Raw genomic sequence first — 24,780 nt, 5'->3', positions numbered from 1 at the left:
CGGGAGATGATCGAATCATGATATCGTTCTCTTCGCGCATCGTCGCCGCCATGAAGCCCTATTTCGACGGTCTTCTGAGACAGGATGCGCAGACGGGCGAACTGTATATGTACGACGACGAGCTCGGCGATCGGGCCAGCTGCTGCACGACGGGGGCGGTTGCCGCCTTCTACGCATGCGAGGGAAAGCTGAACGGAAACGAAGAAGGGCTGGACATCGCCAAAGCGCTCGTTCGGGAAGTGAGAAGACGCCAACTGCCGAGCGGCGGATTCGGACAGCCGTTCTATGTGAAGAAAGGCGAACCGGAGGTCGTCGACATTGCGGAAGTGGGCGCCATTGCCGACAGCCTCTATTATGTTCATCGGGCGACCGGCAGCGAGACGGCCAAAGAGAGCTTGATTCATGCGGTCGAGTATTTGCTGACGCAGGTTGCATCGCACAATCCGGCCGTCATCCTGAAGCGTCCCGGCGAACGTTTCGACGTGCTGAACGGCAATATGTACGCGGCGCATACGTTCGGCAGAGCCTACGAGCTGTCCGGCAATCCCGTTTATCTGGAGAAAGTCCGGCAAATCTTCCGTCATCTGGCCGATCGCTTCGGCAAAAACGAACCGGGATGGTGGCCTTACATCGAGAACTGGGACGGCTCCGTCGTGATGGGCAACAGCGTGCTTTACCAGGCGACGATCGTCGGTCTCGCTCATTCGGCGCTGCCGCTGCTTGACGAAGCCATGCGCGAGCGCTGGGAGAAAGTATCGGCGGAAGCGATGGATACGATGCTCGAGGCGATCAAACAGCCGCCGTCGGAAGCGACGGAGGCGCCTTGGTGGACCCGCGACTGGAGCAATGGCTGGGAGCTTTACCTGGCCTTCTGGCGCAGCTGCGATCCGAACGTGCGGCAGCTTGGCCGGGCCCGTTTCGAAGAGGCGGCGGCAGACTTGGCGGAACGCGGCGTGGCGAGGTTCCGGCCGACAATCGGGAACCCGGACCCGGATCGAACGCCGGTGACGACGACGTTCCGCAAAGCCGCGGGATTCGCCGGCATGGTTGCGAATATGGCTTTCGAGTCCGGTCTCTGAATCGCAAGCGATCAGATAGGATAGTGAGCATGCATAGGAAGGGGTACCTGCAAATGGCGATTCGGTCGCTAACGAAGAAAGGCTTAATCGTATCTTGCCAGGCCGCTCCGGGGGATCCGCTATACGGGCCGGAGTTCATGGTCCGCATGGCCATGGCGGCTGAACAGGGAGGAGCGATCGGCATTCGTTCCAACGGCTGCGACGATATCAAGGCCATTAAACAGGCGGTGAGCATTCCCGTGATCGGCCTGATCAAGCGGGAAATTCCCGGCTCGGATATTTATATCACGCCGGAGCTGCAAGACGTCGAAGCGATTCTGGAAGCGGGAGCCGATATCGTCGCTTTGGATTTGACCAACCGCGAGAACCGCTACGCTCAAGGCAAACGGCTCATCGATTATATTCATCAGGCGGGGGCGCAGGTCATAGCGGATATATCCGTCGCCGAAGAAGGCGTTGCGGCGGAGCAATTGGGCGCGGATTACGTATCGACGACGCTGTCGGGTTATACGCCCTACAGTCCCCAACGGGAAGAGCCGGATATGGGGCTGATCCGGGCGCTGTGCGGCAAGCTGACCATCCCTCTGATGGCGGAAGGGAGAATATGGAGCGCCGACGATGCCGTCGCCGCGCTCTCGTGCGGAGCCGATTATGTGGTGGTCGGAAGCGCGATCACGCGTCCGCAGCTTGTGACGAGACGTTTTGTCGACCGGATTGCCGATTACTTGGACAAATGCGAAGCAACGGATCCTAGAGGGGGCTTGCGTTCATGAAGCAAATCGTCGTCAAGCAGCGGGCAGCGGTGCTGGAGGAGGCCGAAGCGCCCGTCCTGTCCGAGTCGAATCCGCACCGCGTACTCGTCAACGTCCGCTATTCCGCCATTAGCCCCGGTACGGAGCTGAATTTGATTCATAACATGGACGTTCCCGACGGGTTCAAGTTGGGCTACAGCGCATCCGGAGAAGTCGCGGCCGTCGGCTCGGAAGTCAGGGATTTGAAGCCCGGAGATTTTGTCGCCTGTTATGGCGGTCCTTATGTGCATCATGCCGAGATGCTGTCGGTTCCCAGGCAATTGTGTGCGAAATTGTCTTCCGGCCGATGGCTGCGGGAAGCGGCGCTGGTCGGATTGGGTTCGGTCGCGATTCATAGCGTGCGAAGAATGTCGCTGCAATTCGGGGAGACCGTCTGGATCGTAGGTTTGGGCCTATTGGGGCAGTTGATGGCGCAGCTGTGCAAACAAGCCAACTACCGCGTGCTGGCTACCGATAAGGACCCGGCCCGTGTCGCCGCCGCCAGGGCGGTCGGAGTGGAAGCGTATCCGGCCGACGACGGGCAGCTTGACGCGCATATCGAACGGTTCACGGACGGCTGCGGGTTCGACGGCATCGCGCTCGTCGCGCATGCGTCCAGCCCGAACATTATCGCTTCCAGCATGGAGAAGCTGGCGTTCCGGGGAAAATTCGTGCTCGTCGGCAATGTGCCGATTGAATTTCCGCGCGAGCTCTTTTTCCAAAAGGAGGCCGATTTCTTGATTGCCCGCGCGGCGGGGCCCGGTCGGTACGACGAGCAGTACGAGGACCGCAACATCGACTATCCCCGTTCGTACGTCCGCTGGACGGAAGGCCGCAACATGGGCGAATTCGTGCGCCAGTTGGAAGAAGGGCGGCTTCGGATCGATTCCCTGCTGACCCATGAGGTTTCCATTCATCGCGCCCCGGAAGCTTATAAGGCGATGAAAGAGGATATCCGCGGGACGCTGGGCGTGCTGCTGCGTTACGACTGAGCGCCGCGGACGCCGGGCTTCGAATCGAAAAAAGACGAATGACAAACAGAGGACGTGATGGCATGCCGGAACGGTTAAGAATCGGGATCGTCGGCACGGACACTTCCCATTCCATCGCTTTCACCGAGCTTTTGAACGATCGTTCGCACCGCTACCATGTCAAGGGCGGCGAAGTCGTCATGGCTTATCCGGGAGGCTCTTCCGACTTCGAACTCAGCATGTCCAGAGTTGCGGGCTTTGCGGAGCGGCTCAATCGGCAATTCAACGTCAAGCTGGCAAGCCATCCGGAGCAGGTGGCCGCCGAATGCGACGCCGTTCTGCTGCTGTCGGCGGACGGGCGCGTCCATCGCGAGCAATTTGAAACGCTGGTTCCATACGGAAAGCCGATTTTCATCGACAAGCCGCTTGCTTGCGATTACAAAGAGGCGGCCGCCATCGCGAGGCTGGCCGAATCCACCGGCGTGCCGGTCATGAGCGCCTCGGCGCTGCGTTATGCCGAAGCCTTGACCAAGCAGCTCAGCCTTTACGAGGACGATCCGGTGCTCGGGATGGATGGGTACGGTCCGATGTACATGGAGCCGACCCAGAACGGGTATTTCTGGTACGGCATTCATTTGGCGGAAATGCTCTATGCCGTAATGGGCGGCGGCTGCGCAAGCGTCGAGGCGTCCGCCTCCGGCGACCAGGAAACGATTGTCGGCAGATGGAGCAACGGAACGGTCGGCACCGTGCGCGGCAGCCGTTCGGGCGGGTACCCGTTCGCAGCGGCCATTCATCGGGAACGGCGTTCCTCTTTCGTGCAGATTGCCGACGAAGAGAAGCCTTTCTACGCCAGCTTGCTGGAGCGCGTCATGAAGATGTTCGAGACGGGCGTGCCCGACGTCGGGATGGATCTGACGCTGGAGATTATCCGTTTTATCGAGGCGGCCAACGAGAGCAAAGCAAGCGGCAAGCCGGTCAATCTGTAAAGCCGGGAGGGCGGCCCATGAATTTTATCGTTATTACGGATTTGGAGGGAGTTGCCGGCGTCGATTCGTTCAGCCAAACCCGAACGAAGGACGTTGCCTTGAAGGGCCCCGGCATGAAGCAGCTCGGGCGCGAGACGAACGCATGCGTCGAAGGGATCCGGGCGATCGATCCGCATGCTTCCGTCGATGTGGTCGACGGGCATGGAACCGGAGGATTGTTCCCGGACGATCTGGTCGGCTGCCGTTATATCCGCCTTTTCGGCACGAGCGTCTATCGGCTTCTGGAAAGCGGCCGCTACGACGCGATGCTGTTCGTCGGCCAGCATGCGATGGCGGGCACGGTAGCGGCGCCACTGAATCATACGTACGCTTCGCGGGACGTGATGTATTACCGGTTGAACGATGTCTTTATCGGGGAGTTCGGCGCGCGGGCCTTGATGGCCGGGCTAAAAGGGATTCCCGTTATTTTTCTGTCGGGGGACGACAAGGCTGCGGCGGAGGCCTCCATGTTCATTCCCGAAATCGTGACCGCGGTCACCAAGCGAGGCAAGGGAATCGAGGCCGCGGATCATCTGCCTTCGGATCAAGCGTGCCGTCTCATTCGCGAAGGAGCGGCCAAGGCGGTGGAACGGATCGCGAGCATTCCGCCTTTTACGGGGATTCAGGGGCCGTTTACCTTCGAAGCCCGATATTATCGGCCCATCGAAGATCCGTATTGGCTCCGTCATCCGACCGCCGTTTTCCTGGACGAACGAACGGTCCGGGTGACGACGTCCGACCTGTCCGAGTTGCCCTTGTAAAATGAATTCGAGGAGGATTCCCATGTCGAGAAAATCTTTGCTTTCTCTCCTTGCCGTCCTGCTGGCGGGCGCGTCTTTCTCCGGCGCCGCCGCCGACGCGTCTCCGGCGAAGCCCGATTCGGAGCTTGTGAATTTGGCTTTGGGCAAAAGCTACACGCTTCAGACGCCTTATCCGCCCGATGCGCTGTTCGGCCAGACGGAAGCGGCTCACCCGGACGACACCGGAAAGCAGCTTACGGACGGGGAATACGGCGGCACGACCTTTTCCAACCCTGCCTTCGTGGGCCGAATCTGGCAAGGAAGCCGAATCGTGACGATCGATTTGGGCGAGATCGACACCGTTCAGGCCATTTATGTCAACGTGCTGCAGGATAACAAAAACGGCATCTTCTTCCCTTCTTCCGTCGCCTTTTATGTCTCGGAGAACGGCAAGAAGTGGGAACGGCTGGACGACGGCTTGAGCGGTCTGCCGACAACGCTTCAGGGACCCGTCACCCAGAAAATCGGAATCGGCAACCTCAACCGAACGGCTCGTTACGTGAAGCTGGACATCCCGGTTCAATCCTGGGTGTTCATGGACGAGATCGAGGTGCTCGGTTCGCGGGACCGATCCGGCAAGAAGCCGCGTCCGAACGACGGCCAACCGCAGCCGCAAAAGGGCTATCCGAAAGCAGGCTCCAAGGCGGCAGGAGGAATTCGCAACGAAGTGCTGCTCTATACCGGCGAATGGCAATACGAGCCCGCGGATTGGATATCTTACACTAAGGAAGACCTGAAGCCTTACGTTTCTTACGTAGATGAGCAAATGAACCGGAAAGACTATATGTTTGACGGCTTCCTGTTCCTGCAATACGGTCCGCTGCTGAACGGCGCCAATTATGGCGCGTCCGGCTTGCCGACCGATAAGGCGGATTGGGAGAAGACGTTGGATCGCCTGTTCCGAACCGATTACGATCTCGGCGCGCTCGATCAGGCGGTCGGCGAAGCGAAAGCGGAGCTGAAGAAGGGCGGGTACGAGGCCAAGGTGGTCATCTCGATTCCCTATCCGCGCACGGATCAAAGCGACTTCGGCGATGTGGACGGCGACGGAATCAGCGAAAACATGAACGTGAAGGAAGTCGGCGAAGAACAGGCGCTTCAAAACCGCCAGAAAGTCGTGAAGTGGTACGTGGACGAGGCGTACAAACGCTGGAACGCGGCCGGGTACAAAAACATCCGATTGGCGGCCTTCTATTGGTACAACGAGTTTTTGTCGCGGCAAACGACGATTTACGAAGACCGGCTGATCCGGTGGACGTCGGATTATGTGCACGGCAAGGGCGCCAAATTGCAGTGGATTCCGTATTATTTCGCCCGCGGCTGGAGCGATTGGGAAGCCAACGGCTTCGATACGGCCATCATGCAGCCCAACTACCTGTTCCACAACACGACGGCCGACCGGCTCGATGCGGTTGCGCAGGCGGCTTACGACCACGGCATGGGAGTCGAGCATGAACTGTCCGACGGCGTGCTGACGGATGCCGCGCTTCGCGGGAAATATTACGCGTATTTGGATAAAGGCGTCGAGTACGGATACATGCATTCGTTCAAAGCGTTTTACCAACAGGTCAAGACGTTGAAGAAAGCGGCCGAGTCGGCCGACGCCGACGCGCGCCAGGTCTATGACAAGACGTATCGGTATGTAAAAGGCGTCTATCGGCCTTAACGAACTTTCGTCGGGAGAGGTCGCCCCGGATTCGGGATCTCTCCCGACGGCATTTTCGAAGCCTTAATCGTGCGATGCCCGGCTTCCGGCTCTGAAAGGTATAGCGAAATTCTCCATTATATTTGTTGACTTGCGGATAAATTCGTCATAAGATGAAGCTTGATTACGTGTCCTCCCGAAGTTCGCATAACCGTATCGAATTTCGGCATAAGGGCGACGGAAAGCGGGTTGAGTTGCATTGGACAGCGTTCTGGAAACCGGGAAAACATTGCTGAGCATTCGGAGCCACATGAGCGGCCTGACGAAAAAGGAACAAATCATCGCGAAATACATCCTGGAGCATGCTCAGGAGGTAATCTATCAGTCCGTTACGGAATTGGCGGAACGAGCGGGGGTCGGCGAGACAACCGTTCTCAGGCTGTGCCGAAAGCTGAAATTTAACGGATTTCAGGATTTCAAGCTTTCGTTGGCTCAGGATTTGGTCAAGCCTGTCGAACGTTTGCCGATGGAAGTCGCCGAAGGGGACGACCCCCATACGATCAGCCAGAAGCTCATCGCAAGCCACCATCAGATCTTGGAGCAAACCCGCGAGCTGCTGCAATCGGAGCAATTGAATCGCGCGGTAGAAGCGCTTATCGCCGCAAGACATATCGACTTCTTCGGCGTCGGATCGTCCGGTTTTTCCGCGATGCAAGCGGCGTACACGTTCATGCGCATGGGCAAGAACAGCAGCTTCACCCCGGATACGCACTTTCAAGCGATGAAGGCTTCTTTGATGGGTCCCGGCGATGTGGCGGTCGGTCTTTCCGTGACCGGCAGCACGAAGGACACGATCGATAATTTAACGTTGGCGAAAAAGGCGGGAGCCACCGTCATCGCGATTACGAGCAATGCCCGTTCGCCTATTGTGAAGGTTGCGGATATCGTTTTGTTGACCGTCTCGAGGGAAAACCCGTTCCAAGGAAGCTCGATGTCTTCGAAATTGTCGCAAATTACGGTGCTTGACATCCTGAGCGTTGCCGTGTCGCAAGGCATGAAGGACGAAGCGTTCAAAAACCGCGAGAGAACGGCCAAAGCCATTTCGAGCAAGCTGTACTGAAGTCCGTCCCTTCCTCCGCCCCCGATCCCTTAAGCCGCTCCCATCATTCCGAAATCCCGCCATTTTGAGGAACGCGCTCATCGATGGTAATACGAAACTTCCTCCGAAGTCAGCCGCAGGACGCCGTCGCCATTTTCCCCGATCATGTTGAACAGCAGGGTTACGCGGGGCGTTAACAGCCAAACGTGCCAATACAGCAGCGAAATCAGCAACGAAGCGTGAGCCCAAGGATAAAACAAGCCGGCAATGCAGCAGCCGACCACGAACAAATGAAAATGAAGCCGGCGAAAAAGCCATAGCGTCGTATCCATCACCGGAAGCGGACCGAACCAGGGCCAGTCGTAGCGGAACGCCCAGCGTTTCATGGAAAACTCGTCGACTCTTCTTAAAGCAAGCCGCAGTACGGCTGCGTGAATCGCGGTCATGATAAGAAAACCAAGCAGCGTATAAAGGAGCCCGATCCATCCGTATATCGCCGTTATGGCGCCGATTCCCATCACCGCGGTGGTCATATAGCTGTATTTTGCTTCGGGGCGAAGCGGGATTTTGCGAATCAATTTGTAATGGTAGATTACCGGGTCTTGTTCCATAAGCGAATAAGCCATGCAATCACTCCTTCAGTTAGCGCAGGCTCTGTTCTTATTCATCGGAACCGAAGCGGAGGAATGTTATGGATCGGCCGCAATATTTTTTGGGCCGGAGCTATGAAAGGATGTATATTTTCATAGAATTTGATCCATACTATACCTAATAGAGCCTGCAGGAGGGAGTGTCGATGGAGCAAGACGAAGCTAAAGCCTGTATTGTATGCGGCGAACGGAAGCAGGAAGGGATAACGGTCGTCAACGAATTCATCTGTCACTCTTGCGAATCGGAGATCGTTCATACCAAAGTGGAGGATGAAAGATATCCTTTCTTTGTTCGCCGATTAAGGCAAATATGGGTTCGCTTCCATGCGTGATTTCGCAAGGGGCATCCTTTGAGGAACACAACCGTCAGATCCGTTAGCGGGGCTGGCGGTTTTTTTCCGTGAGGCGATTTCGGAGGCGGTTCTGGTATAATAAACCACGATCAAAGCAAAATGAAGGGGGATCTTCGTGACGCATCCGGAATCGAAGCTTCATGCAGCAAGAGCTCCCCTCTATGAGGCGCTGAAACGCCATGCGGAGCAAAATTGGATTCCGTTTCACGTGCCGGGACACAAGCAGCGGGCGGTTTGGAACGACGATGACGCGGATGCGCGGTTTCGTCCGATGCTGCCCATCGATTTGACGGAACTTTCGGATACCGACGATTTGCATCAGCCGGAAGGGGTGATCGCCGAAGCGGAAAAGCTCGCCGCGGAATGTTTCGGCGCGGACGAGACCTGCTTGCTTGTCGGCGGCAGCACGGCCGGAAATCTCGCCATGATTCTGGCCGTCTGCCAGCCCGGCGATCTGGTGCTGGTGCAGCGCAATTCGCATAAATCGGTGATTCACGGATTGATGCTTGCCGGAGCGAGGGCGGTCTTTCTGGCGCCGGAGCTGGAGACGGCATCGGGGCTGGCGGTCGCGCCGTCCGTTCAGACCGTTCGGGCGGGATTGGAACGCTATCCGGAAGCGAAGGCGCTGCTGATCACCAACCCGAATTATTACGGATTGAGCAGCGAATTGTCCGCTATTGTCGACTGCGCTCACGATCGGGGGGTGCCGGTGCTTGTCGACGAAGCGCACGGGGCGCATTTTGGCCGGCATGGCGAATTTCCGGCCAGCGCCTTGCAGGCCGGGGCGGATATCGTGGTGCAATCGGCGCATAAAATGCTGGCTTCGCTGACGATGGGGGCGCTGCTCCACATGCAAGGCCGGCTGATCGACCGGTCGGCCGTAAGGCAAATGCTGCGAATGGTGCAGAGCTCAAGCCCTTCTTACCCGATTATGGCCTCGCTGGATTTGGCGCGGCGCCAGCTTCATACGGAAAAAGAACGGATGTTCGAAAACGCCCTCCGGACGGCCGGATATGTTCGTGAGCAGCTTGCGACCATGCCGATTCGGGCCGTTGCGCCGCGCCCTCCCGTGGGGCTCGACCCGCTAAAGCTGACGCTTTATGACGAAACGGGCGCATGGGACGGATACCGGCTGCGGGACGAACTGGAGAAACGCGGCTGCATGGCCGAAATGGCCGACTACCGGCATGTCGTGCTCGCCTTCGGTCCCGGGACGGTGCCCGAGGACGGATATGCGCTTGTCCGCGCGCTGAACGATATCGCCGAAAGGCTGCAGCCTGCCGGCCGCGCCGATGAACGGTTTTCGCCTTCGCCATCCCGGCCGGAACCGGTTGCCGCGGATTGCGTTTCGGAACCGGTGGCGTTTAGCCGCAGACCGATGGAGACGGAGAAAATACCGCTGGAAGAAGCCGCAGGCCGTCTGGCCGGCGAATGGATCATTCCCTACCCGCCGGGGATTCCGCTGCTTTATCCGGGGGAGCGCATCACCCAAGAGACGATTGCGGAGCTTCGCAAGTGGCAAAAACGCGGAGCCAAATTCCAGGGCGCCGAGGATGCGACTCTTTCAGCGATCCGAGTCCGGACGGTATCGTGCGGAGAAAAAGAACCCCATATGGAGAGGTAACGCATGAAACGAATTTTGCCTATACAGGATTTCCGCAGACCTATCGCCTGGATTTGCGTGCTGGCAGCGGCGGGGCTGATTATCTGCCTGCTCATGATTCCTCCGGTTATCGGCATGGCCGACAACGGCGATTTTGCGCGGGTCATGAGCGTGTCCGGCATCGCGCCGCTCGATCCCGGCGAAGCTTATGAGGATCGATATTTTGCATACTCCCATTCCCAATATGCATACGGAAGCTTCACGCCCGGCGGTTACGTCTCCACGCATGTTCTTCTGGTTGCGGTTTCCGGTCTCGTTTCCCGTATTTTTAACGGGCAGACGTATGACATTCGGTTTCTGGGGGCTTTCTACCTTCTTTTCTTTCTTACCGCATTGTTTTTGCTTGTCCGCTTTGCGCCCGCCCCGGGCGGCAAAAAAGCGACGGCCGCATTCGCGGCGGCATTGGGCGCGCTTGTCGTATGGATATTCGGCGACATTGGGTATACGGCTTATTTTCAGTCGTTTTACGGCGAACCCTACGCGCTGATCGGGATGCTGCTGGCGGTTGCGTCCGCTCTGGCCATATCCTCTATGGAGAAACCGACCGGCGGATTGCTCGTCTTGTTCATCGGAGCGGCGCTGGCGGTGGCCAGCTCCAAAATCCAAAACGCTCCGCTCGGGTTCGCGTTCGCTCTGCTCGCTTGGCGCATGATGGGCCTTCGTCAAGACCGCCGATGGCACAGGCAGGTGCTGGCGGGCGTATGCGTGCTCATCGCCGGTTCGGTGATCATGATTGTCGCGGCGCCGGACCGGTTGAAGCATACGAATCTCTATCAGTCCATCTTTTACGGCGTCCTCAAGGATTCTCCGGACGTGGCCGGAGATATGCGCGAGCTCGGCATTCCGGAAAAATACGCGGTCCTCGCGGGGACGAACTACTTTCAAAAAGACACCGCCATTCCGCAGCGCGATCCGACCTTGCGGAAGGAAGTATTGGAAAAGCTGAGCCACAAGGATATTGCCCTGTTCTATCTCAAGCATCCGGGACGGTTTGTCGGCAAGCTGGAAAAAGCCGCCGCGAACGGGGCGTTCATCCGGCCGTATTACCTGGGAAATTACGAGAAAGAGGCGGGCAAGCCTCCCGGCGCATTGTCCTACGAATTCAGCAGCTGGAGCGAATGGAAGGCGAAGCGGATGCCTCATACGTTCGGGTGGTTTGCCGCCGTTTACGCGCTTTTTGCGGCCGGGCTGGCGGCGTGGTGGCTGTGGCGAACGGACCGAAAGTCCCGGTTAAAAGCGGAAACGCTCGCGGTCGTGGCGCTTACCGGCGTCATGGCGATCATGATTCCGATTGTCGGGGACGGTGAAGCCGATTTGGGCAAGCATTTGTTTATGTTCAACGTTAGCTTTGATATGATAGTCTTTAGCGTCCTTGCGGGCGCGGTTTACGGGATCTTCCGAATCGCGGCGGCAGGCCGCTTTTTGAACCGAAAGGGATAGATCAGGGATAGATGCGGGAAGGGGAAACGCCGGTGTCCAAAGGAACGTTCATCACATTCGAAGGCGGGGAAGGCTCGGGCAAAACGACGCTGATCGGCGGCCTGGCGGACCGGCTCCAACAAGCGGGATACGATGTGGTGACGACGCGCGAGCCGGGCGGCAGCCCGATTGCGGAGTCGATACGGGCCGTTATTTTGGAGCGGAATCATACCGCCATGGACGGGCGAACGGAGGCGCTGCTTTACGCTGCGGCAAGAAGGCAGCATCTGGTAGAAGTCGTGCTGCCGGCATTAGCGAGAGGCGCAATCGTATTGTGCGACCGGTTCATCGACAGCAGCCTGGCTTACCAAGGCTATGCGCGGGGATTGGGCATGGACGAAGTATGGGAAATCAACCGCTTTGCCGTCGAAGGCTGCATGCCCGCGATGACGCTGTATCTGGATCTGGAACCCGAAGCGGGACTTGCGAGAATTCGGGCGGACGCCGGGCGCGAGGTCAACCGTCTCGATCTCGAGGGGCTGGCTTTTCACCGCAAGGTGCGGGACGGTTACCGGGAAGTGGCAAGGCGTTATCCGGAGCGGATCGTCACCCTGGACGCGATGCAAGCGCCGGATGACCTCCTGCGGGAGGCCTGGCTGCATTTGGCGGCCAAATTGAATGAAACAAAATAAAGAGGAATTCGGCCATAACGTGTATAATTAATATAGGAAGCAAAAAATTCCGGATAGCCGAAGGAGGAGCATGCAGATGAAGCTTGTGATAGCGGTCATACAAGACAAGGACAGCAATCGTCTGTCCAATGCGCTGATTAAAGAAGGCTTTCGCGCGACCAAGCTGGCCAGCACGGGAGGATTTCTGAAAGCAGGCAATACGACGTTCCTGATCGGGATCGAGGATGACCGCGTACAGCAAGTTCTCGATGTCATTCGCTCCAACTGCAAGGTTCGCGACCAGCTGGTTACCCCGGTCTCTCCGGTCAGCGGCGCGGCGGATTCGTATATTCCGTTTCCGGTGGAAGTTCAGGTTGGCGGCGCGGCGGTATTCGTCCTGCCGGTCGAACGCTTCGAGCATTTTTGATGACGAACAACCTTGGCGGTGATGGATGTGAAGATCGAATCGGGGTACTTTCCGAGGAACAAAACGGTTCAGCGAAGCGACATGCCGTCCCGCCCCCCTCAGACGCAGACGTTCGGCGATTTTCTGCAGCAGCAGGAAGGAGAACGGACGCAGGAGGAATTGCAGCGCAAGCTGGAGGATATCCGGGCCCAGGGCGACCGTCTGATGCGTTCGATGACGGTACGGGAACTTCGGTTATACCGGAATATGGTCAAAAGCTTCCTGGAAGATACCTTGCGCAGAGGAATCGGATTGAAAGAAACAAGGGGCTGGGATCATCGCGGCCGCGGGAAAAGATACAAAATTCTCGAGGAAGTCGATGCCGTGCTCGTTCAAATGGGAGAAGAGCTGCTTCAAACGGAAGAAGGCCGCCTTGAGCTGTTGGAGAAGGTCGGCGAAATCCGGGGGCTGCTCATCAACCTGGTTTTTTAAGGGGGATTGGAGATGGCGATGCGCGATGTTCCCGGACAGCACCGGGCGAAAATGCTGCTGCAGCGGGCGATTCGTTCCGGAAAAGTAGCGCACGCCTACTTGTTCGCCGGCCCGCCCGGCAGCGGAAAGCGGGCGATGGCCGAGGCGTTGGCGCAGACGCTGCTGTGCGAACGGCAGGGCGACGACGCATGCGGGGAATGCTTGTCGTGCCGGAAAGTGAAGCACGGCAACCACCCCGACTGGCATACGATCGTTCCGGACGGGGCGGCGGTGAAGATCGAACAGATTCGGGAACTGCAGCGCGATCTGTCGTACCGCAACGCCGGAGCAGGCCGCAAAGTGTACCGAATCGAAGGCGCCGAGACGATGACCGTGCAGGCGGCCAACAGCTTGCTCAAATTTCTGGAAGAACCTCCGTCGCCGGTCGTGGCGATTTTGATTGCGCCAAGCGCGCAATCGCTGCTGCCGACGATCCTGTCGCGCACGCAGCTGATTCCGTTCGTACCCGGCAATCCCGAGGAGATGGAGCAGGCGCTCGTTGCCGAAGGCAAACCGCCGCTGCTTGCGCGGACGGCCGTTCATTTGGCGGCCGGATTGGAAGCAAGCCGGGAGCTGGTCGAACAGAATTGGTTTGCAGAAACTCGAAACGTAGTGATACAATTAGGCAAGGAGATGTTCTCCCAGTTTCCTGGCGTTTTGCTTACCGCCCAACAACAGGTATTTAAGACAGAACTTTCCAATTATGCGGACACGATCCTGCAAATGTTCGCTTTATGGTTTAGAGATATGATATACGCGATGACAGGTCGTCATCAGAAGATGGTGTTCTCCGACCAAGCCGATTGGATTGCCAAGCATGCCTGGAGCCGAAGTATTGACGCTTGGGTCCATGCGATGGAAACGGCGCTGACGGCGGCTCGCCGCATCAAGGCTCATGTGCAGCCGCAGCTAGCCATGGAGCAATTTCTGGTAAACGCGCGGGAGGGGTAGCGTTGTACGATGTTGTCGGTGTCCGCTTCAAGAAAGCGGGCAAAGTCTATTATTTCGATCCCGCCGAGCACCCTGTCTCCAAAGATCAGCACGTTATTGTGGAAACGGCGCGCGGTGTCGAGTACGGTACTGTCGTGGTCGGGCCGAAGAAGGTTGACGAATCGGATGTCGTGCTGCCGCTCAAGAAGGTCATCCGCATTGCCGGAGAGCATGACGCCCATACGGTGGAAGAGAACCGCAATGCGGCGAAGAACGCTTTCGCGATCGGGCTGCAGAAGATTAAGGATCACCAGTTGCAAATGAAGCTGGTGGACGTGGAATACACGTTTGACCGGAATAAAATCATTTTTTACTTCACGGCTGAAGGGCGCGTCGACTTTCGGGAGTTGGTCAAGGATCTGGCCAGCGTCTTTAGGACCCGCATTGAACTGCGCCAGATCGGCGTACGAGACGAAGCCAAGATGCTCGGAGGAATCGGTCCGTGCGGACGCGTTCTCTGCTGTTCTTCATGGCTGGGGGACTTCGAACCGGTCTCCATCAAGATGGCCAAAGATCAGAATTTATCGCTGAATCCGACCAAAATATCGGGCCTGTGCGGACGGTTGATGTGCTGTCTGAAATACGAGCACGACAATTACGAAAGCGCGAAGGAAGAGATGCCGGCCGTCGGCAAGATCGTCATCACTTCCTTCGGAGAAGGCAAGGTCGTCGGGCTTAATGCGGGAAACCGCACCGTTCATGTCCAGTTGTTTGAGCTCGGAAAAGTGAAAGAATTGCCGTTTGAGGACGTTGTGGTCAATTAATGTTGCAACACTACCTGGGGCTTGAGGTGTAAGGTGTTGATGAAAGACATTTTCCTTCGCGTGGACGAACTTGAAGCAGCTTTGGGCCATATGCACACGCACTTCGGCGATCTCAAGCTGCAGATCAAAGAATTGCTCGAAGAAAATCAACGGCTCCGAATTGAAAACCAGCAGCTGCGCAAAGTCCTGAAGCGCGAGACGACTGCAGAATTTCCGCAAGAGGCGACAGACGAATCGGCCGTCGTCAAAGGGAAAGAGAAATCGTCTTCGATCGTTGGCGTGGGAGAAGGCCACGACAATTTGGCCCGGCTTTATCACGAAGGTTTTCATATTTGCAATGTGTACTACGGGCATTTGCGTTTGGAAGGCGACTGCCTGTTCTGCTTGTCATTCCTGAGCAAATAAAAGCGGTAAGCAACCCGAAGCGTGAAGAACACGCCGTCTGTCCGATAGGACGGGCGGCTTTTTTAACGTTCGCCTGCGGCGCTCCGATTAATAAAGCTTAATGCTTCTAGCGTTGACACTATCAAACTTTTCCGACTACAATCGAGGAAATAGACTGTCGAAGCGGGAAAGGAGTCGACGATGAGTTATTTTATCGCTTTCGCGTTGTCTTTCTTTATCGTGATCTCGCTCATTCCTCCATTGAAACAAGTGGCGCTGCGAATCGGCTTTGTAGATAAGCCCAGATCGGACAGCGCGCGCAAAATACACAAAGAACCCATCCCGCTGACGGCCGGGATTGCTATCTATATTGCGTTTATTGCCGTTTATCTGATTTTCGTGCGGGATTCTTGGCTTCAGACGGGGGCGATACTCGGAGGCGGCTTGCTTGTTCTGCTGATCGGGCTCGTGGACGACTGGCACAAGACGCATGGCAAAGAGTTTCCCGCTCTGCCCAAGTTCCTCGTGCAGATATCGGCCGCCATTCTTGTCTATGCCTCCGGCGTTGTCTTCGCGGGGTTTGAAAATCCGCTGAACGGCGCATACGTCGTTTTGCCCGAATGGTTGTCGTTTCTGTTTACGGTGCTTTGGATTTTCGGCGTGACGACGGTGATCAACTTTTCCGACGGCATGGACGGGTTGGCGGGCGGATTATCCGCCATATCGGGCGGCACGCTGCTGGTCGTCGCCCTTGTCATGGGGCAGCAGGATTCGGCGATGATGGCCGTGATCACGGTCGGCGTCTCCATCGGCTATTTGCTGTTCAACCGGCCGCCTGCCAAGGTGTTTATGGGGGATGCGGGAGCGACGTTCCTCGGTTTTATGCTCGGCGTCGTCGCACTCGACGGTGCGTTCAAGCAGGCGACCTTGATTTCCTTATTCATTCCGATTTTGGCCCTTGGCGTCCCGATTCTCGACAACATCCGCGTCGTTCTTGTCCGGTTGATGAAGGGGGTTCCCATCTACCGGGCCGATGCGTCGCAGGTCCATTACCGCCTGCTGGAGACCGGCATGAAGCCGGTTCAGGTCGTTTCTTTCCTGTACTTGGTGAACCTTTGCTTCGGCTTGTTCTCGATCGTGCTTCTGCTGGCCCAAGGATAAGTTCCCGGGGGTTAACGGAAGCGGCAAAGGGCATGGCGGCGCAACAGTCAAAGCGGAACAAACAGGTCCTCGGTCATCGGAGACGTTGGGGGCCTGTCTTCTTTTGAGCGGAAAGATGAAATCGAACCCCGAATCGAGTAAGCTAATGGAAACGGAGATCGGATGGAGATGGAAAAAGAAATGCGGCCGATACCGAACCTGCTGCCCGGCGAGCGGATTGACGATCTGCTGACGTACGAACTGAAGATCATCCAGAGCGCCGAAGTTTTCAGCTTCTCGCTGGACGCCGTGCTGCTCGCCCGATTCGCCAGCGTGCCGCCGCGCGGACGCGTCCTCGATTTGTGCACGGGCAACGGCGTCGTGCCGCTGCTGCTGACAACGCGTACAGGCGCCCGCATTGACGGGGTTGAGATTCAGCCGCGTCTTGCGGACATGGCCAGGCGCAGCGTCGAAATGAACGGCCTTGGGGAGCAGGTGCGAATCATCGAGGCCGATCTGAAGACATTTGCCGACCCGGAGGCCGTGCCGTACGACGCCGTTACGGTCAACCCGCCTTATTTGCCCGTCCATACGGGAGATCGTAAAGAAAACTGGCACCAGGCGATGGCCCGCCACGAAATCGGCTGTACGCTGGACGATGTCGCCGCTGCCGCTTCCAGGCTTGTGAAACCGGGAGGGCGCGTATCGATGGTGCATCGGCCGGCAAGACTGGCGGATATTGTGGAGACGATGCGGCGGCACCGGCTGGAGCCGAAGCGAATACGCTTCGTTCATCCGCGGGCGGACGCGGAGGCGAACATGGTCCTGCTCGACGCGTTGAAGGACGGCCGCCCGGAGGTTCGGCTGCTGCCGCCGCTGATCGTCTACGAGGGCAAAGGAACGGAGTATACCCAAGAGCTTCTCGACGTCTTTTACGGCGAAAAGAACCGGTTGAAATTTTAACCCGAAGAACGGACGGGACAGGGTCAAGGCAAGACTTGTTTTGCCTCCATATTTACCCATATATAATAAGAAGAAACACTCGAGGAAAAACGCGCTGATCGGGACAAGCCCGAACAACATGCAGCCGGAAGGAGGACATTTCGTGAACGATCTGGAGCGGGGCGGACATCATCCGGCGGAAAGAGCCGCCGTTCAAAAGAGCTTCGGCGAACAGCAGCAGACCGGCACGCTTTATTTGGTGGGAACGCCGATCGGCAATTTGGAGGATATGACCTTCCGGGCGATTCGCATCCTCAAAGAGGCCGATCTGATCGCGGCGGAGGATACGCGGCAAACGCGCAAGCTGCTCACGCATTTCGGCATTTCGAACCGGCTTGTCAGCTATCACGAACATAATAAAGAATCGAGCGGCCCGGAGTTGATCCGGATGCTTCTGGACGGCAAGAATATTGCCCTGGTCAGCGACGCCGGCATTCCGGCCATATCCGATCCGGGCGCCGAGCTGGTGGCGGAAGCGGTCTCGCAAGGCGTTCCGGTCGTGCCGGTGCCCGGGGCCAATGCCGCGCTGTCAGCGCTGATCGTGTCCGGTTTGCCGACCGGCCGGTTTCTCTTTGCGGGCTTTCCGCCCAGGCAACGCAAAGGGCTGGAGCAACTGCTTGAACAGCTGGGCGAAGAACCGGGCACGCTCGTCTTTTATGAATCGCCGCACCGGCTGGTCAAGACGCTGCAGACGATGGCGGAAAAATGGGGAAGCCGCAGAGCGGCCGTCGTACGGGAACTGACCAAGCGGCATGAAGAAGTCGTGAGGGGAACGGTTCGTTCTTGCCTGCAACATGTCGAGGCCTTTCCGCCTTTGGGAGAAATCTGTCTGGTCATCGAAGGAAAAACGTACGGCACCGATGAGCGTCCGCAATCCGATGCCGGCGCCTGGTGGCGGGATCTGACCGTGGCGCAGCACGTGGAGCGTTATGAACAGACGGACAAGCTGAGCCGCAAGGAAGCGATGCGGCTTGTCGCCAAGGATCGCGGGTTGTCTCGCCGGGATGTTTATCAGGCGCTGATCGAAAGCGAGCGATGACGTTCAAGCCGGCCAAACAAAAAAAGTTCCCTCCCGAGGCTTCGATCGGGAGGGAGCATAAGGAGATATAAAAAGGTTAGAATTAACAGAATACAAGCTCACAAAGGTATTATAACGTATTTTTTTTAATTTGTCACAGGTACAGGCAAATCCTTCAAACAATCTCGGCAAACAATTTTTCCTTTGAAGTAAATGACGTTTTCCGCGTTGCCGCAGAAGATGCAGGCCGGCTCGTATTTTTTCAGCATGATGCGTTCTCCGTCTACATAAATTTCCAACGCATCCTTCTCGCCGATTCCCAAAGTGCGGCGCAATTCGATCGGAATGACCACCCGTCCCAATTCATCGACTTTACGAACAATTCCCGTAGATTTCATCATTTGGAAACTCCCTCTTTTCAGGTTAAAATAAAAGCAATGCTATTTTGAGAAACTTGCTTACGTTCGTCAGGATTCGACATTTTTCCCGAATTGTCGATTATTATCATACCAACCATTCCCATTTAAGTCAACCAAATAAATCGCGGATTTGAGATTTTTAATCATAATATTGCTTGATAATACTTGTTTTATAGGGGAATGGCAACGATAACGGCGAATTATTTCGGAAGAAACGACGAAATCGGGTTTCGATAAATAATTAGACAAAATTCGACATTTATCTTGGCGGAATGTCGGATGATGACATTTAATGGAGGTGCTGTCGATGAGCCGTCGGTTGGAAGAGGAAAAGGTGTTTAAAGATCCGGTTCACCATTCGATTTATGTGCAAGACCAGACGATCTGGAAGTTGATCAATACACCGGAATTCCAGAGGTTGCGGCGCATCCGGCAGCTGGGCACGACCTATTTGACCTTCCACGGTGCGGAACACAGCCGATTCTCGCATTCGCTCGGCGTGTATGAAATTACGAGAAAAATTATAAGCCAATTTGAACGGAACCGCTATCTCGATTGGCCGCAAGAGGAGAATCTGGTCTGTTTGTGCGCGGCTTTACTGCACGATATCGGACACGGCCCCTTTTCGCACTCGATCGAACAGGTATTCGGTAACGATCATGAGAAATGGTCTTGCGACATTATCCTCGGCGACACGAATATCAACCGGATATTGAGGGAAGTCGGGGACGATTTTCCCGAGCGGGTGGCGGCCGTCATCCGCAAGGATTACGACAAGCAGATCGTAATCAGCCTCGTCTCGAGCCAAATGGATGCCGACCGCATGGATTATTTGCTTCGGGACGCCTACTTTACCGGCGTCCATTACGGCACGTTCGATCTCGACCGGATTCTGCGCGTGCTCCGGCCGTTCCAGGGCCGCATTGTCGTCAAGGAAAGCGGGATGCACGCCGTTGAGGATTACTTGATGTCCCGGTATCAAATGTATTGGCAGGTTTATTTTCACCCCGTGACCCGGAGTTCGGAGATCGTCTTAAGGCAAATTTTCCGCAGGGCGAAAGAGCTGTTCCAATCCGGCTACCGCTTCGCGTTCCTGCTGCCGCAGCTTCGGCAACTGTTCGAAGGCACGCTTACGGTCGAATCGTATTTGGCGGTGGACGAAGCCATGGTGCAGACGACGTTCGGACAATGGACGAAGGAGCGGGACGAATTGCTTGCCGACCTTTGTTCGCGTTTTTTAAACCGCCGGCTCTACAAATACATCTCGCTGGATCAACGGGACGATGCCTTGATCGAGCGCCTTCGCGGCGAATGGGCGGAAGCCGGCCTTCACCCCGAGTATCACCTGGAAGCCGATACCCCTGTCGATCTTCCGTATGACGTCTATAAACCGGGAGCGGAGCCGGACGGGGCGGAAAAACCGCCGATTTTGCTGCTGGATTCCAAGGAAAGGCTGACGGAAATTTCGGTCAAATCGGACATTATCCGCTCCATTACCGGGCTGCACCGGGGACAATACTATCTGTACTATCCCGCAGACGAGGTCAGCAAAAAGGCGCCGGCGCTTAAGCCGGAAACCCGCGAGCTTTTTGGAATTTAAACCGAAGGAGACAAATTACGCTATGCTTATCGACACACACGCTCATCTCGACTCCCCCAAATTCGACAACGACCGCGCGGAAGTCATCGCCCGCGCGCGCGAGGCTGGCGTGGATATCATCGTCAACATCGGCTTCAACCGTGAAACGATTCCGACCACCATGGCGCTGGCGGAACAATACCCGTTTATTTATGCGGCCGTAGGCTGGCATCCGACGGATGCGATCGACATGAGACTGGAAGAGGATCTGGCATGGATCGAGCGGCTGTGCGCGCATCCGAAAGTGGTCGCCATTGGCGAAATCGGGCTCGATTACTATTGGGACACGTCCCCTAAAGAAATCCAGCACACCGTGTTCCGGGAGCAAATCCGTCTGGCCAAGCGGCTCAAAAAACCGATCGTCATCCACAATCGTGACGCGCACGAGGATGTCGTCCGTCTGCTGAAGGAAGAGGGGGCGTCCGAGGTAGGCGGCATCATGCATTGTTTTTCCGGAAGCTGGGAGATCGCGAAGCAATGTCTCGACATGAATTTCTATATTTCGTTTGGCGGACCGGTCACGTTCAAAAACGCAAGGGTGCCCAAAGAGGTGCTGGCGAAGGTTCCGGACGACCGGATTTTGATTGAAACCGACGCGCCTTACCTTACCCCCCACCCCTATCGAGGGAAGCGAAACGAGTCCGCATATGTGCGTTTCGTAGCGGAGGCAGGAGCGGAAATAAAAGGGAAAACAGTGGAAGAATTTGCTAATTTAACATCCTTAAATAGCCGCACCTGTTTGGGACTTGCGAGATAAAACGGTAACATTTCGAGAAAAATAAACCTATTGTCAGAAAAAACTGGACTCGGCTCGATAAAATTCAAAAAACAGAGCTTTTTCCGCCGGAAAATGGAGAAATTCGCTCTTTACGCCTTCTTTACACCTTCGCCGCCAAGAGGTTATGATCAATTCCAAGAGTTTGAATATGGCATCCCTTTTCCAGTGCGCTGAATCTCCGCAAGGAGAGCGGGGGACCCGACGCGGAAGTTGTGTACGATTGCCAGAACACGGCTTCGGCGGACGAGCAATCTTGGGGTGAATTTCGCTTCAAAGCGAATAGGGCTACTCTCGAGGTCCGAACCCGACAGCTAACCTCGCAAGCGTATGAGAGAGAGGTCATCTCGTGCTGCCCATTTCCCTTTAGTTGCCGCAAGCGGAAGCCACGAACAGATCCTCTGTCCGTCGGCTTTTTTTGTTGTCCGTTTTCGGTGTAACAAAAAGGGCGAATGGTTTCAGCCACAAGGTGAGACCTTCACTGGTCAGGACGGCGCGCGTCTTCCGTGCGAATGCCGCTTCGCGCGAAGCATTGCGCCGTTATCAAAAAAGGATAGTCGCGTCAGACGAAGTCATGCGTAACAGTCGACGGCGGGGCTATGAAGGAGGAACGAGAAAATGGGAACTGTTCCTGTCGGGAACACCCATGATCCACGACCGACCGGCAAGCTTTTCGCAGCGCGATGGAAGCATGAGCATTTGCGTTTGATTCTCCTCAGCGCAATTCTCTCTTTTGCTATGACCATCTTGTTCTTATTGCTGCTACACGACGCGTCCGCAAGAAGCGTGACCGTTGTGGACGGCGGGAAGACAACCGTTATCAAAACCAAAGTCTCCGATGTGCGATCGCTTCTTTCGGAGCATAATATCGTCATCGGCCCGCAAGATGAAATCTCCCAACCGCTCGATGCCAAGCTGGAAGAAGGCAGCACGATCGCGATTACGCGTGCGGCCCGCATTACGTTGCAGGCAGACGGAAAAAAGGAAATCCGATATACAACCGCAGATACCGTTCGGGATGTGCTGCGGGCAGCGAACATCACGCTTTCGGCGAACGATCGGGTTTATCCCGGTCCGACGACGCCGATAACGGACGGTATGACCATTCAAGTGCTGCGAGTGAAAAAAGAGATCGTGGAGACGAAGCATCCGGTCACCTTCACGATCGTTGAGAAGAAGGACGGCACGTTGCTCGAAGGTAAGAAAAAAGTCGTTCAATCCGGTAGGGAAGGCTTGCTGGTCAAAAAGTTCGAGCGCGTTTATGTAGACGGCCGTCTGGTCAGCGACCAGTTGATTTCCAAGACGGTGGCAAAACCGGCCGTGCAGAAGGTCGTGGCGGTCGGCACCAAGAAAAAAGCGCCGGAAGTCAAGATCATGTCGTACGATGCGAACAACATCGTCAAGCTTAACGGACAGTCGGTCAAGGTCAAGCGCGTGCTGAAAAACGTCAAGCTGACCGCTTATTCGGCCGGTCCGGCTTCCACAGGCAAAGATGTCGGAGACGAGGGCTACGGCATTACCGCATCCGGCACGAAGGTGGAGGAAGGGCGGACGATTGCCGTCGACCCCGATGTGATCCCACTCGGCTGGTGGGTTTACATCGAAGGCATCGGCTTCCGCCGTGCCGAAGATACCGGCAGCGCCATCAAAGGGAAAAAAATCGATGTGTATTTCGACAGCGAGAAATATGCCAACAAATTCGGCGCGAGAAGCGGATATACGGTATATGTGATCGGACCTGTCAAGCCGTCGGCGAGCTGATCGCCAGGCTTGAAGCCGATCCGAACCGGAGCCGCGGATCGGGCCGATATCGGGATGCGTCGATCGGGGATGCCAACCGCGGGACGCGTCCGCAGCATATGCGAAATACAGCGGCAATGATAGTGGAAGGGGCGTTACGCCCCTTCTTTTTGCAATTTCGGGGACGGGGGCCGGTGTCGCGGTGACGATGCGACGCATTAGGACCGATGCATCCGCCGGCATGCGGCACGATCCCGTTCTCGGTTATAATAAGATTTGTTGCATTTATACGGGATACGAAGAAGGCGGAATGGCAAAACATGATTCGAGAAGTCATTGTGGTGGAGGGAAAAGACGATACGGCCGCCATCCGGCGCGCGGTTTCGGCCGAGACGATCGAGACCGGGGGATCGGCGATCGGCGAAGACGTCCTCCGCCGAATCGAGCTGGCGCACAAGCGCCGAGGCGTCATCGTGTTTACGGATCCGGACGTGCCGGGCGAGCGGATTCGCAAAATCATCGCCGAGCGGATTCCGGATTGCAAGCACGCGTTTCTGACCCGGGCCGAAGCCCGCGGCAAGGACGGGATCGGCGTCGAGCACGCAACCGACGAAGCGATCCGGCAGGCGCTCGCTAAGGCCCGCAGCGGAGAGGCGCCGGAGAAGGGCGACGAGCCGGAAATCGCCTGGACCGATCTGTTGGAGGCGGGGCTGATCGTTCACGGTTCGGCCGCGCAGCGCCGCCGGCGGATGGGCGAGCTGCTCGGTATCGGATACGCGAACGGCAAACAGTTTTACAAGCGCTGCGTAATGTTCCGCATTACGCGTGAGGAGTTCGCAAGCGCGTTATCGCAGCTGGAGCGGGAAGGATTGTAGACGGCTATGGACAAAAGCGTCGTCCGCAGCGGAGCCGCTATCGCGACTCCGAGCCGGACCAAAGAAATTATTCGCAGGCACGGATTTACGTTTCGGAAAAGCCTGGGACAAAATTTTCTGATCGACAAAAATATTTTGGACAAGATCATCGCGGCAGCCGATTTGGGGCCGACCAAAGGCGCGCTCGAAATCGGCCCGGGCATCGGGGCGCTCACGGAGCGGCTGGCGCAGGAGGCGGGACAGGTGGCGGCTGTCGAAATCGACGACCGGCTCATTCCGATTCTGCGGGATGTGCTCGCCATCTACGACAATGTCACCCTGCTGCACGCGGATGTGCTGAAAGCCGATCTTCGGCCTTTGTGGAACGAACGGTTCGCCGAATGCGAAAGCGTAAGCGTGGTCGCCAACCTGCCGTATTACGTGACGACGCCGATCGTGATGAAGCTGCTCGAGGACAAGCTGCCGGTCGAATCGATCGTCGTGATGGTGCAGAAGGAAGTGGCCGAACGTATGGCCGCAGCTCCGGGGGGCAAAGAGTACGGCGCGCTCAGCATCGCCGTTCAATATTATTGCGAGCCGGAATACGTCTGCACCGTGCCGCCGGGTTCCTTCATCCCGGCGCCGAATGTCGAGTCGGCGGTCATTCGGTTGAAGCGCAGAAGCAAGCCGCCCGTCGAAGTGGCGAGCGAGGAGCGGTTTTTCCGCATCGTTCATGCCGCATTCGCGCAGCGGCGCAAGACGCTGCACAACAACCTGACGGCCTTCTTCGGCAAGGATCGCAAAGCGGAGCTGGCGGAGGTGCTGAGCGCCGCCGGCATTGCGCCCGAGCGGCGCGGCGAGACGCTCTCGCTTGCCGAATTCGCCCGCCTCGAAGGCGCGCTTGCGGAAGCAGGATTGGTGAAGTAAGCCCCAAATGCGGCCGCCAACA

General features: G+C 56.8%; 26 protein-coding genes and 1 riboswitch. Of the genes, 24 read left to right on the top strand and 2 right to left on the bottom strand.

Going from position 1 to position 24,780, the window contains the following annotated elements; genetic code table 11:
* The first annotated feature begins 17 nt into the window (after window positions 1–17).
* The 7 genes from F560_RS0112650 to F560_RS0112620 all read left to right on the top strand — a co-directional run bounded on the left by F560_RS0112650 (window position 18) and on the right by F560_RS0112620 (window position 7,434).
* Window positions 18–1,079: an AGE family epimerase/isomerase gene (locus tag F560_RS0112650; RefSeq protein ID WP_019006105.1), complete on the top strand. Its 1,062-nt coding sequence runs from the start codon at window positions 18–20 to the stop codon at window positions 1,077–1,079.
* A 53-nt stretch (window positions 1,080–1,132) separates the two neighbouring features.
* On the top strand, window positions 1,133–1,852 hold the full coding sequence (locus F560_RS0112645) for an N-acetylmannosamine-6-phosphate 2-epimerase (RefSeq protein ID WP_019006104.1): 720 nt from the start codon (window positions 1,133–1,135) through the stop codon (window positions 1,850–1,852).
* Complete coding sequence (locus F560_RS0112640; RefSeq protein WP_019006103.1) at window positions 1,849–2,862, top strand: zinc-dependent alcohol dehydrogenase; 1,014 nt, start codon at window positions 1,849–1,851, stop codon at window positions 2,860–2,862. The genes F560_RS0112645 and F560_RS0112640 overlap by 4 nt, the downstream gene beginning before the upstream one ends.
* A gap of 62 nt (window positions 2,863–2,924) precedes the next feature.
* Window positions 2,925–3,830, top strand: a complete 906-nt coding sequence (locus F560_RS0112635; protein WP_019006102.1) for a Gfo/Idh/MocA family protein — start codon at window positions 2,925–2,927, stop codon at window positions 3,828–3,830.
* 17 nt (window positions 3,831–3,847) lie between these two features.
* The gene (locus tag F560_RS0112630; protein WP_019006101.1) at window positions 3,848–4,630 is read left to right on the top strand and encodes a M55 family metallopeptidase; all 783 of its coding nucleotides are present in this window, start codon (window positions 3,848–3,850) and stop codon (window positions 4,628–4,630) included.
* 22 nt (window positions 4,631–4,652) lie between these two features.
* A complete protein-coding gene (locus F560_RS0112625; protein ID WP_019006100.1) occupies window positions 4,653–6,335 on the top strand; it encodes a DUF4855 domain-containing protein in 1,683 nt (560 codons plus the stop codon).
* Window positions 6,336–6,573: 238 nt separating this feature from the next.
* Window positions 6,574–7,434 (top strand): MurR/RpiR family transcriptional regulator, encoded by an 861-nt coding sequence (locus F560_RS0112620; protein ID WP_019006099.1) that lies wholly within the window; start codon window positions 6,574–6,576, stop codon window positions 7,432–7,434.
* A 77-nt stretch (window positions 7,435–7,511) separates the two neighbouring features.
* Here the strand turns inward: F560_RS0112620 and F560_RS0112615 are convergent, their stop codons facing one another.
* Complete coding sequence (locus tag F560_RS0112615; protein WP_019006098.1) at window positions 7,512–8,039, bottom strand: hypothetical protein; 528 nt, start codon at window positions 8,037–8,039, stop codon at window positions 7,512–7,514.
* A gap of 170 nt (window positions 8,040–8,209) precedes the next feature.
* Between F560_RS0112615 and F560_RS0112610 the strand changes: the two genes are divergently transcribed.
* The 12 genes from F560_RS0112610 to rsmI all read left to right on the top strand — a co-directional run bounded on the left by F560_RS0112610 (window position 8,210) and on the right by rsmI (window position 18,425).
* A complete protein-coding gene (locus F560_RS0112610) occupies window positions 8,210–8,395 on the top strand; it encodes a sigma factor G inhibitor Gin (protein WP_019006097.1) in 186 nt (61 codons plus the stop codon).
* A 136-nt stretch (window positions 8,396–8,531) separates the two neighbouring features.
* Window positions 8,532–10,040 (top strand): aminotransferase class I/II-fold pyridoxal phosphate-dependent enzyme, encoded by a 1,509-nt coding sequence (locus tag F560_RS23195; protein ID WP_019006096.1) that lies wholly within the window; start codon window positions 8,532–8,534, stop codon window positions 10,038–10,040.
* Between the two features lie 3 nt (window positions 10,041–10,043).
* Window positions 10,044–11,519, top strand: a complete 1,476-nt coding sequence (gene wsfD, locus F560_RS23190; protein ID WP_019006095.1) for a glycan biosynthesis hexose transferase WsfD — start codon at window positions 10,044–10,046, stop codon at window positions 11,517–11,519.
* Window positions 11,520–11,530: 11 nt separating this feature from the next.
* Window positions 11,531–12,190 (top strand): dTMP kinase, encoded by a 660-nt coding sequence (tmk, locus tag F560_RS23185; protein WP_019006094.1) that lies wholly within the window; start codon window positions 11,531–11,533, stop codon window positions 12,188–12,190.
* Window positions 12,191–12,266: 76 nt separating this feature from the next.
* Complete coding sequence (locus F560_RS0112590; RefSeq protein WP_019006093.1) at window positions 12,267–12,596, top strand: cyclic-di-AMP receptor; 330 nt, start codon at window positions 12,267–12,269, stop codon at window positions 12,594–12,596.
* Window positions 12,597–12,623: 27 nt separating this feature from the next.
* Window positions 12,624–13,067: a YaaR family protein gene (locus F560_RS0112585; protein ID WP_019006092.1), complete on the top strand. Its 444-nt coding sequence runs from the start codon at window positions 12,624–12,626 to the stop codon at window positions 13,065–13,067.
* A gap of 12 nt (window positions 13,068–13,079) precedes the next feature.
* Window positions 13,080–14,057: a DNA polymerase III subunit delta' gene (gene holB, locus F560_RS0112580; RefSeq protein WP_019006091.1), complete on the top strand. Its 978-nt coding sequence runs from the start codon at window positions 13,080–13,082 to the stop codon at window positions 14,055–14,057.
* Window positions 14,058–14,059: 2 nt separating this feature from the next.
* Window positions 14,060–14,860 carry a PSP1 domain-containing protein gene (locus F560_RS0112575; RefSeq protein WP_019006090.1) on the top strand — a complete coding sequence of 267 codons (801 nt, stop codon included), beginning with the start codon at window positions 14,060–14,062 and terminating at the stop codon, window positions 14,858–14,860.
* A gap of 90 nt (window positions 14,861–14,950) precedes the next feature.
* Window positions 14,951–15,265: an initiation-control protein YabA gene (locus tag F560_RS0112570; RefSeq protein ID WP_425393281.1), complete on the top strand. Its 315-nt coding sequence runs from the start codon at window positions 14,951–14,953 to the stop codon at window positions 15,263–15,265.
* A 180-nt stretch (window positions 15,266–15,445) separates the two neighbouring features.
* Window positions 15,446–16,405, top strand: a complete 960-nt coding sequence (locus F560_RS0112565) for an MraY family glycosyltransferase (protein ID WP_019006088.1) — start codon at window positions 15,446–15,448, stop codon at window positions 16,403–16,405.
* A gap of 168 nt (window positions 16,406–16,573) precedes the next feature.
* On the top strand, window positions 16,574–17,347 hold the full coding sequence (locus tag F560_RS0112560; protein WP_019006087.1) for a tRNA1(Val) (adenine(37)-N6)-methyltransferase: 774 nt from the start codon (window positions 16,574–16,576) through the stop codon (window positions 17,345–17,347).
* A 118-nt stretch (window positions 17,348–17,465) separates the two neighbouring features.
* Entirely contained in the window at window positions 17,466–18,425 is a 960-nt protein-coding gene (gene rsmI, locus F560_RS0112555) for a 16S rRNA (cytidine(1402)-2'-O)-methyltransferase (RefSeq protein ID WP_019006086.1), read from the top strand.
* A gap of 125 nt (window positions 18,426–18,550) precedes the next feature.
* Here rsmI and F560_RS0112550 read toward each other — a convergent pair whose 3' ends face one another.
* On the bottom strand, window positions 18,551–18,805 hold the full coding sequence (locus F560_RS0112550; RefSeq protein WP_019006085.1) for an AbrB/MazE/SpoVT family DNA-binding domain-containing protein: 255 nt from the start codon (window positions 18,803–18,805) through the stop codon (window positions 18,551–18,553).
* A 325-nt stretch (window positions 18,806–19,130) separates the two neighbouring features.
* Between F560_RS0112550 and F560_RS0112545 the strand changes: the two genes are divergently transcribed.
* The 5 genes from F560_RS0112545 (at window position 19,131) to rsmA (ending at window position 24,758) form a co-directional block, all read left to right on the top strand.
* Window positions 19,131–20,423: an HD domain-containing protein gene (locus tag F560_RS0112545; protein ID WP_020621283.1), complete on the top strand. Its 1,293-nt coding sequence runs from the start codon at window positions 19,131–19,133 to the stop codon at window positions 20,421–20,423.
* Between the two features lie 22 nt (window positions 20,424–20,445).
* Window positions 20,446–21,219: a TatD family hydrolase gene (locus tag F560_RS0112540; protein ID WP_019006083.1), complete on the top strand. Its 774-nt coding sequence runs from the start codon at window positions 20,446–20,448 to the stop codon at window positions 21,217–21,219.
* 179 nt (window positions 21,220–21,398) lie between these two features.
* Window positions 21,399–21,581: riboswitch (cyclic di-AMP (ydaO/yuaA leader) on the top strand.
* A 451-nt stretch (window positions 21,582–22,032) separates the two neighbouring features.
* The gene (locus F560_RS0112535; RefSeq protein WP_245554841.1) at window positions 22,033–22,998 is read left to right on the top strand and encodes a resuscitation-promoting factor; all 966 of its coding nucleotides are present in this window, start codon (window positions 22,033–22,035) and stop codon (window positions 22,996–22,998) included.
* 299 nt (window positions 22,999–23,297) lie between these two features.
* Entirely contained in the window at window positions 23,298–23,852 is a 555-nt protein-coding gene (gene rnmV / locus F560_RS0112530) for a ribonuclease M5 (RefSeq protein WP_019006081.1), read from the top strand.
* A gap of 6 nt (window positions 23,853–23,858) precedes the next feature.
* The gene (gene rsmA, locus F560_RS0112525) at window positions 23,859–24,758 is read left to right on the top strand and encodes a 16S rRNA (adenine(1518)-N(6)/adenine(1519)-N(6))-dimethyltransferase RsmA (RefSeq protein ID WP_019006080.1); all 900 of its coding nucleotides are present in this window, start codon (window positions 23,859–23,861) and stop codon (window positions 24,756–24,758) included.
* Window positions 24,759–24,780 lie beyond the last annotated feature (22 nt).

Origin of the sequence: Cohnella laeviribosi DSM 21336, from assembly GCF_000378425.1 — a bacterium.
In the GTDB taxonomy this organism is placed as follows: Bacteria; Bacillota; Bacilli; order Paenibacillales; family Paenibacillaceae; genus Cohnella; species Cohnella laeviribosi.
The sequence above is the reverse complement of the archived record's forward strand: the minus strand, read 5'-3'. Positions and strand labels throughout refer to the sequence as shown.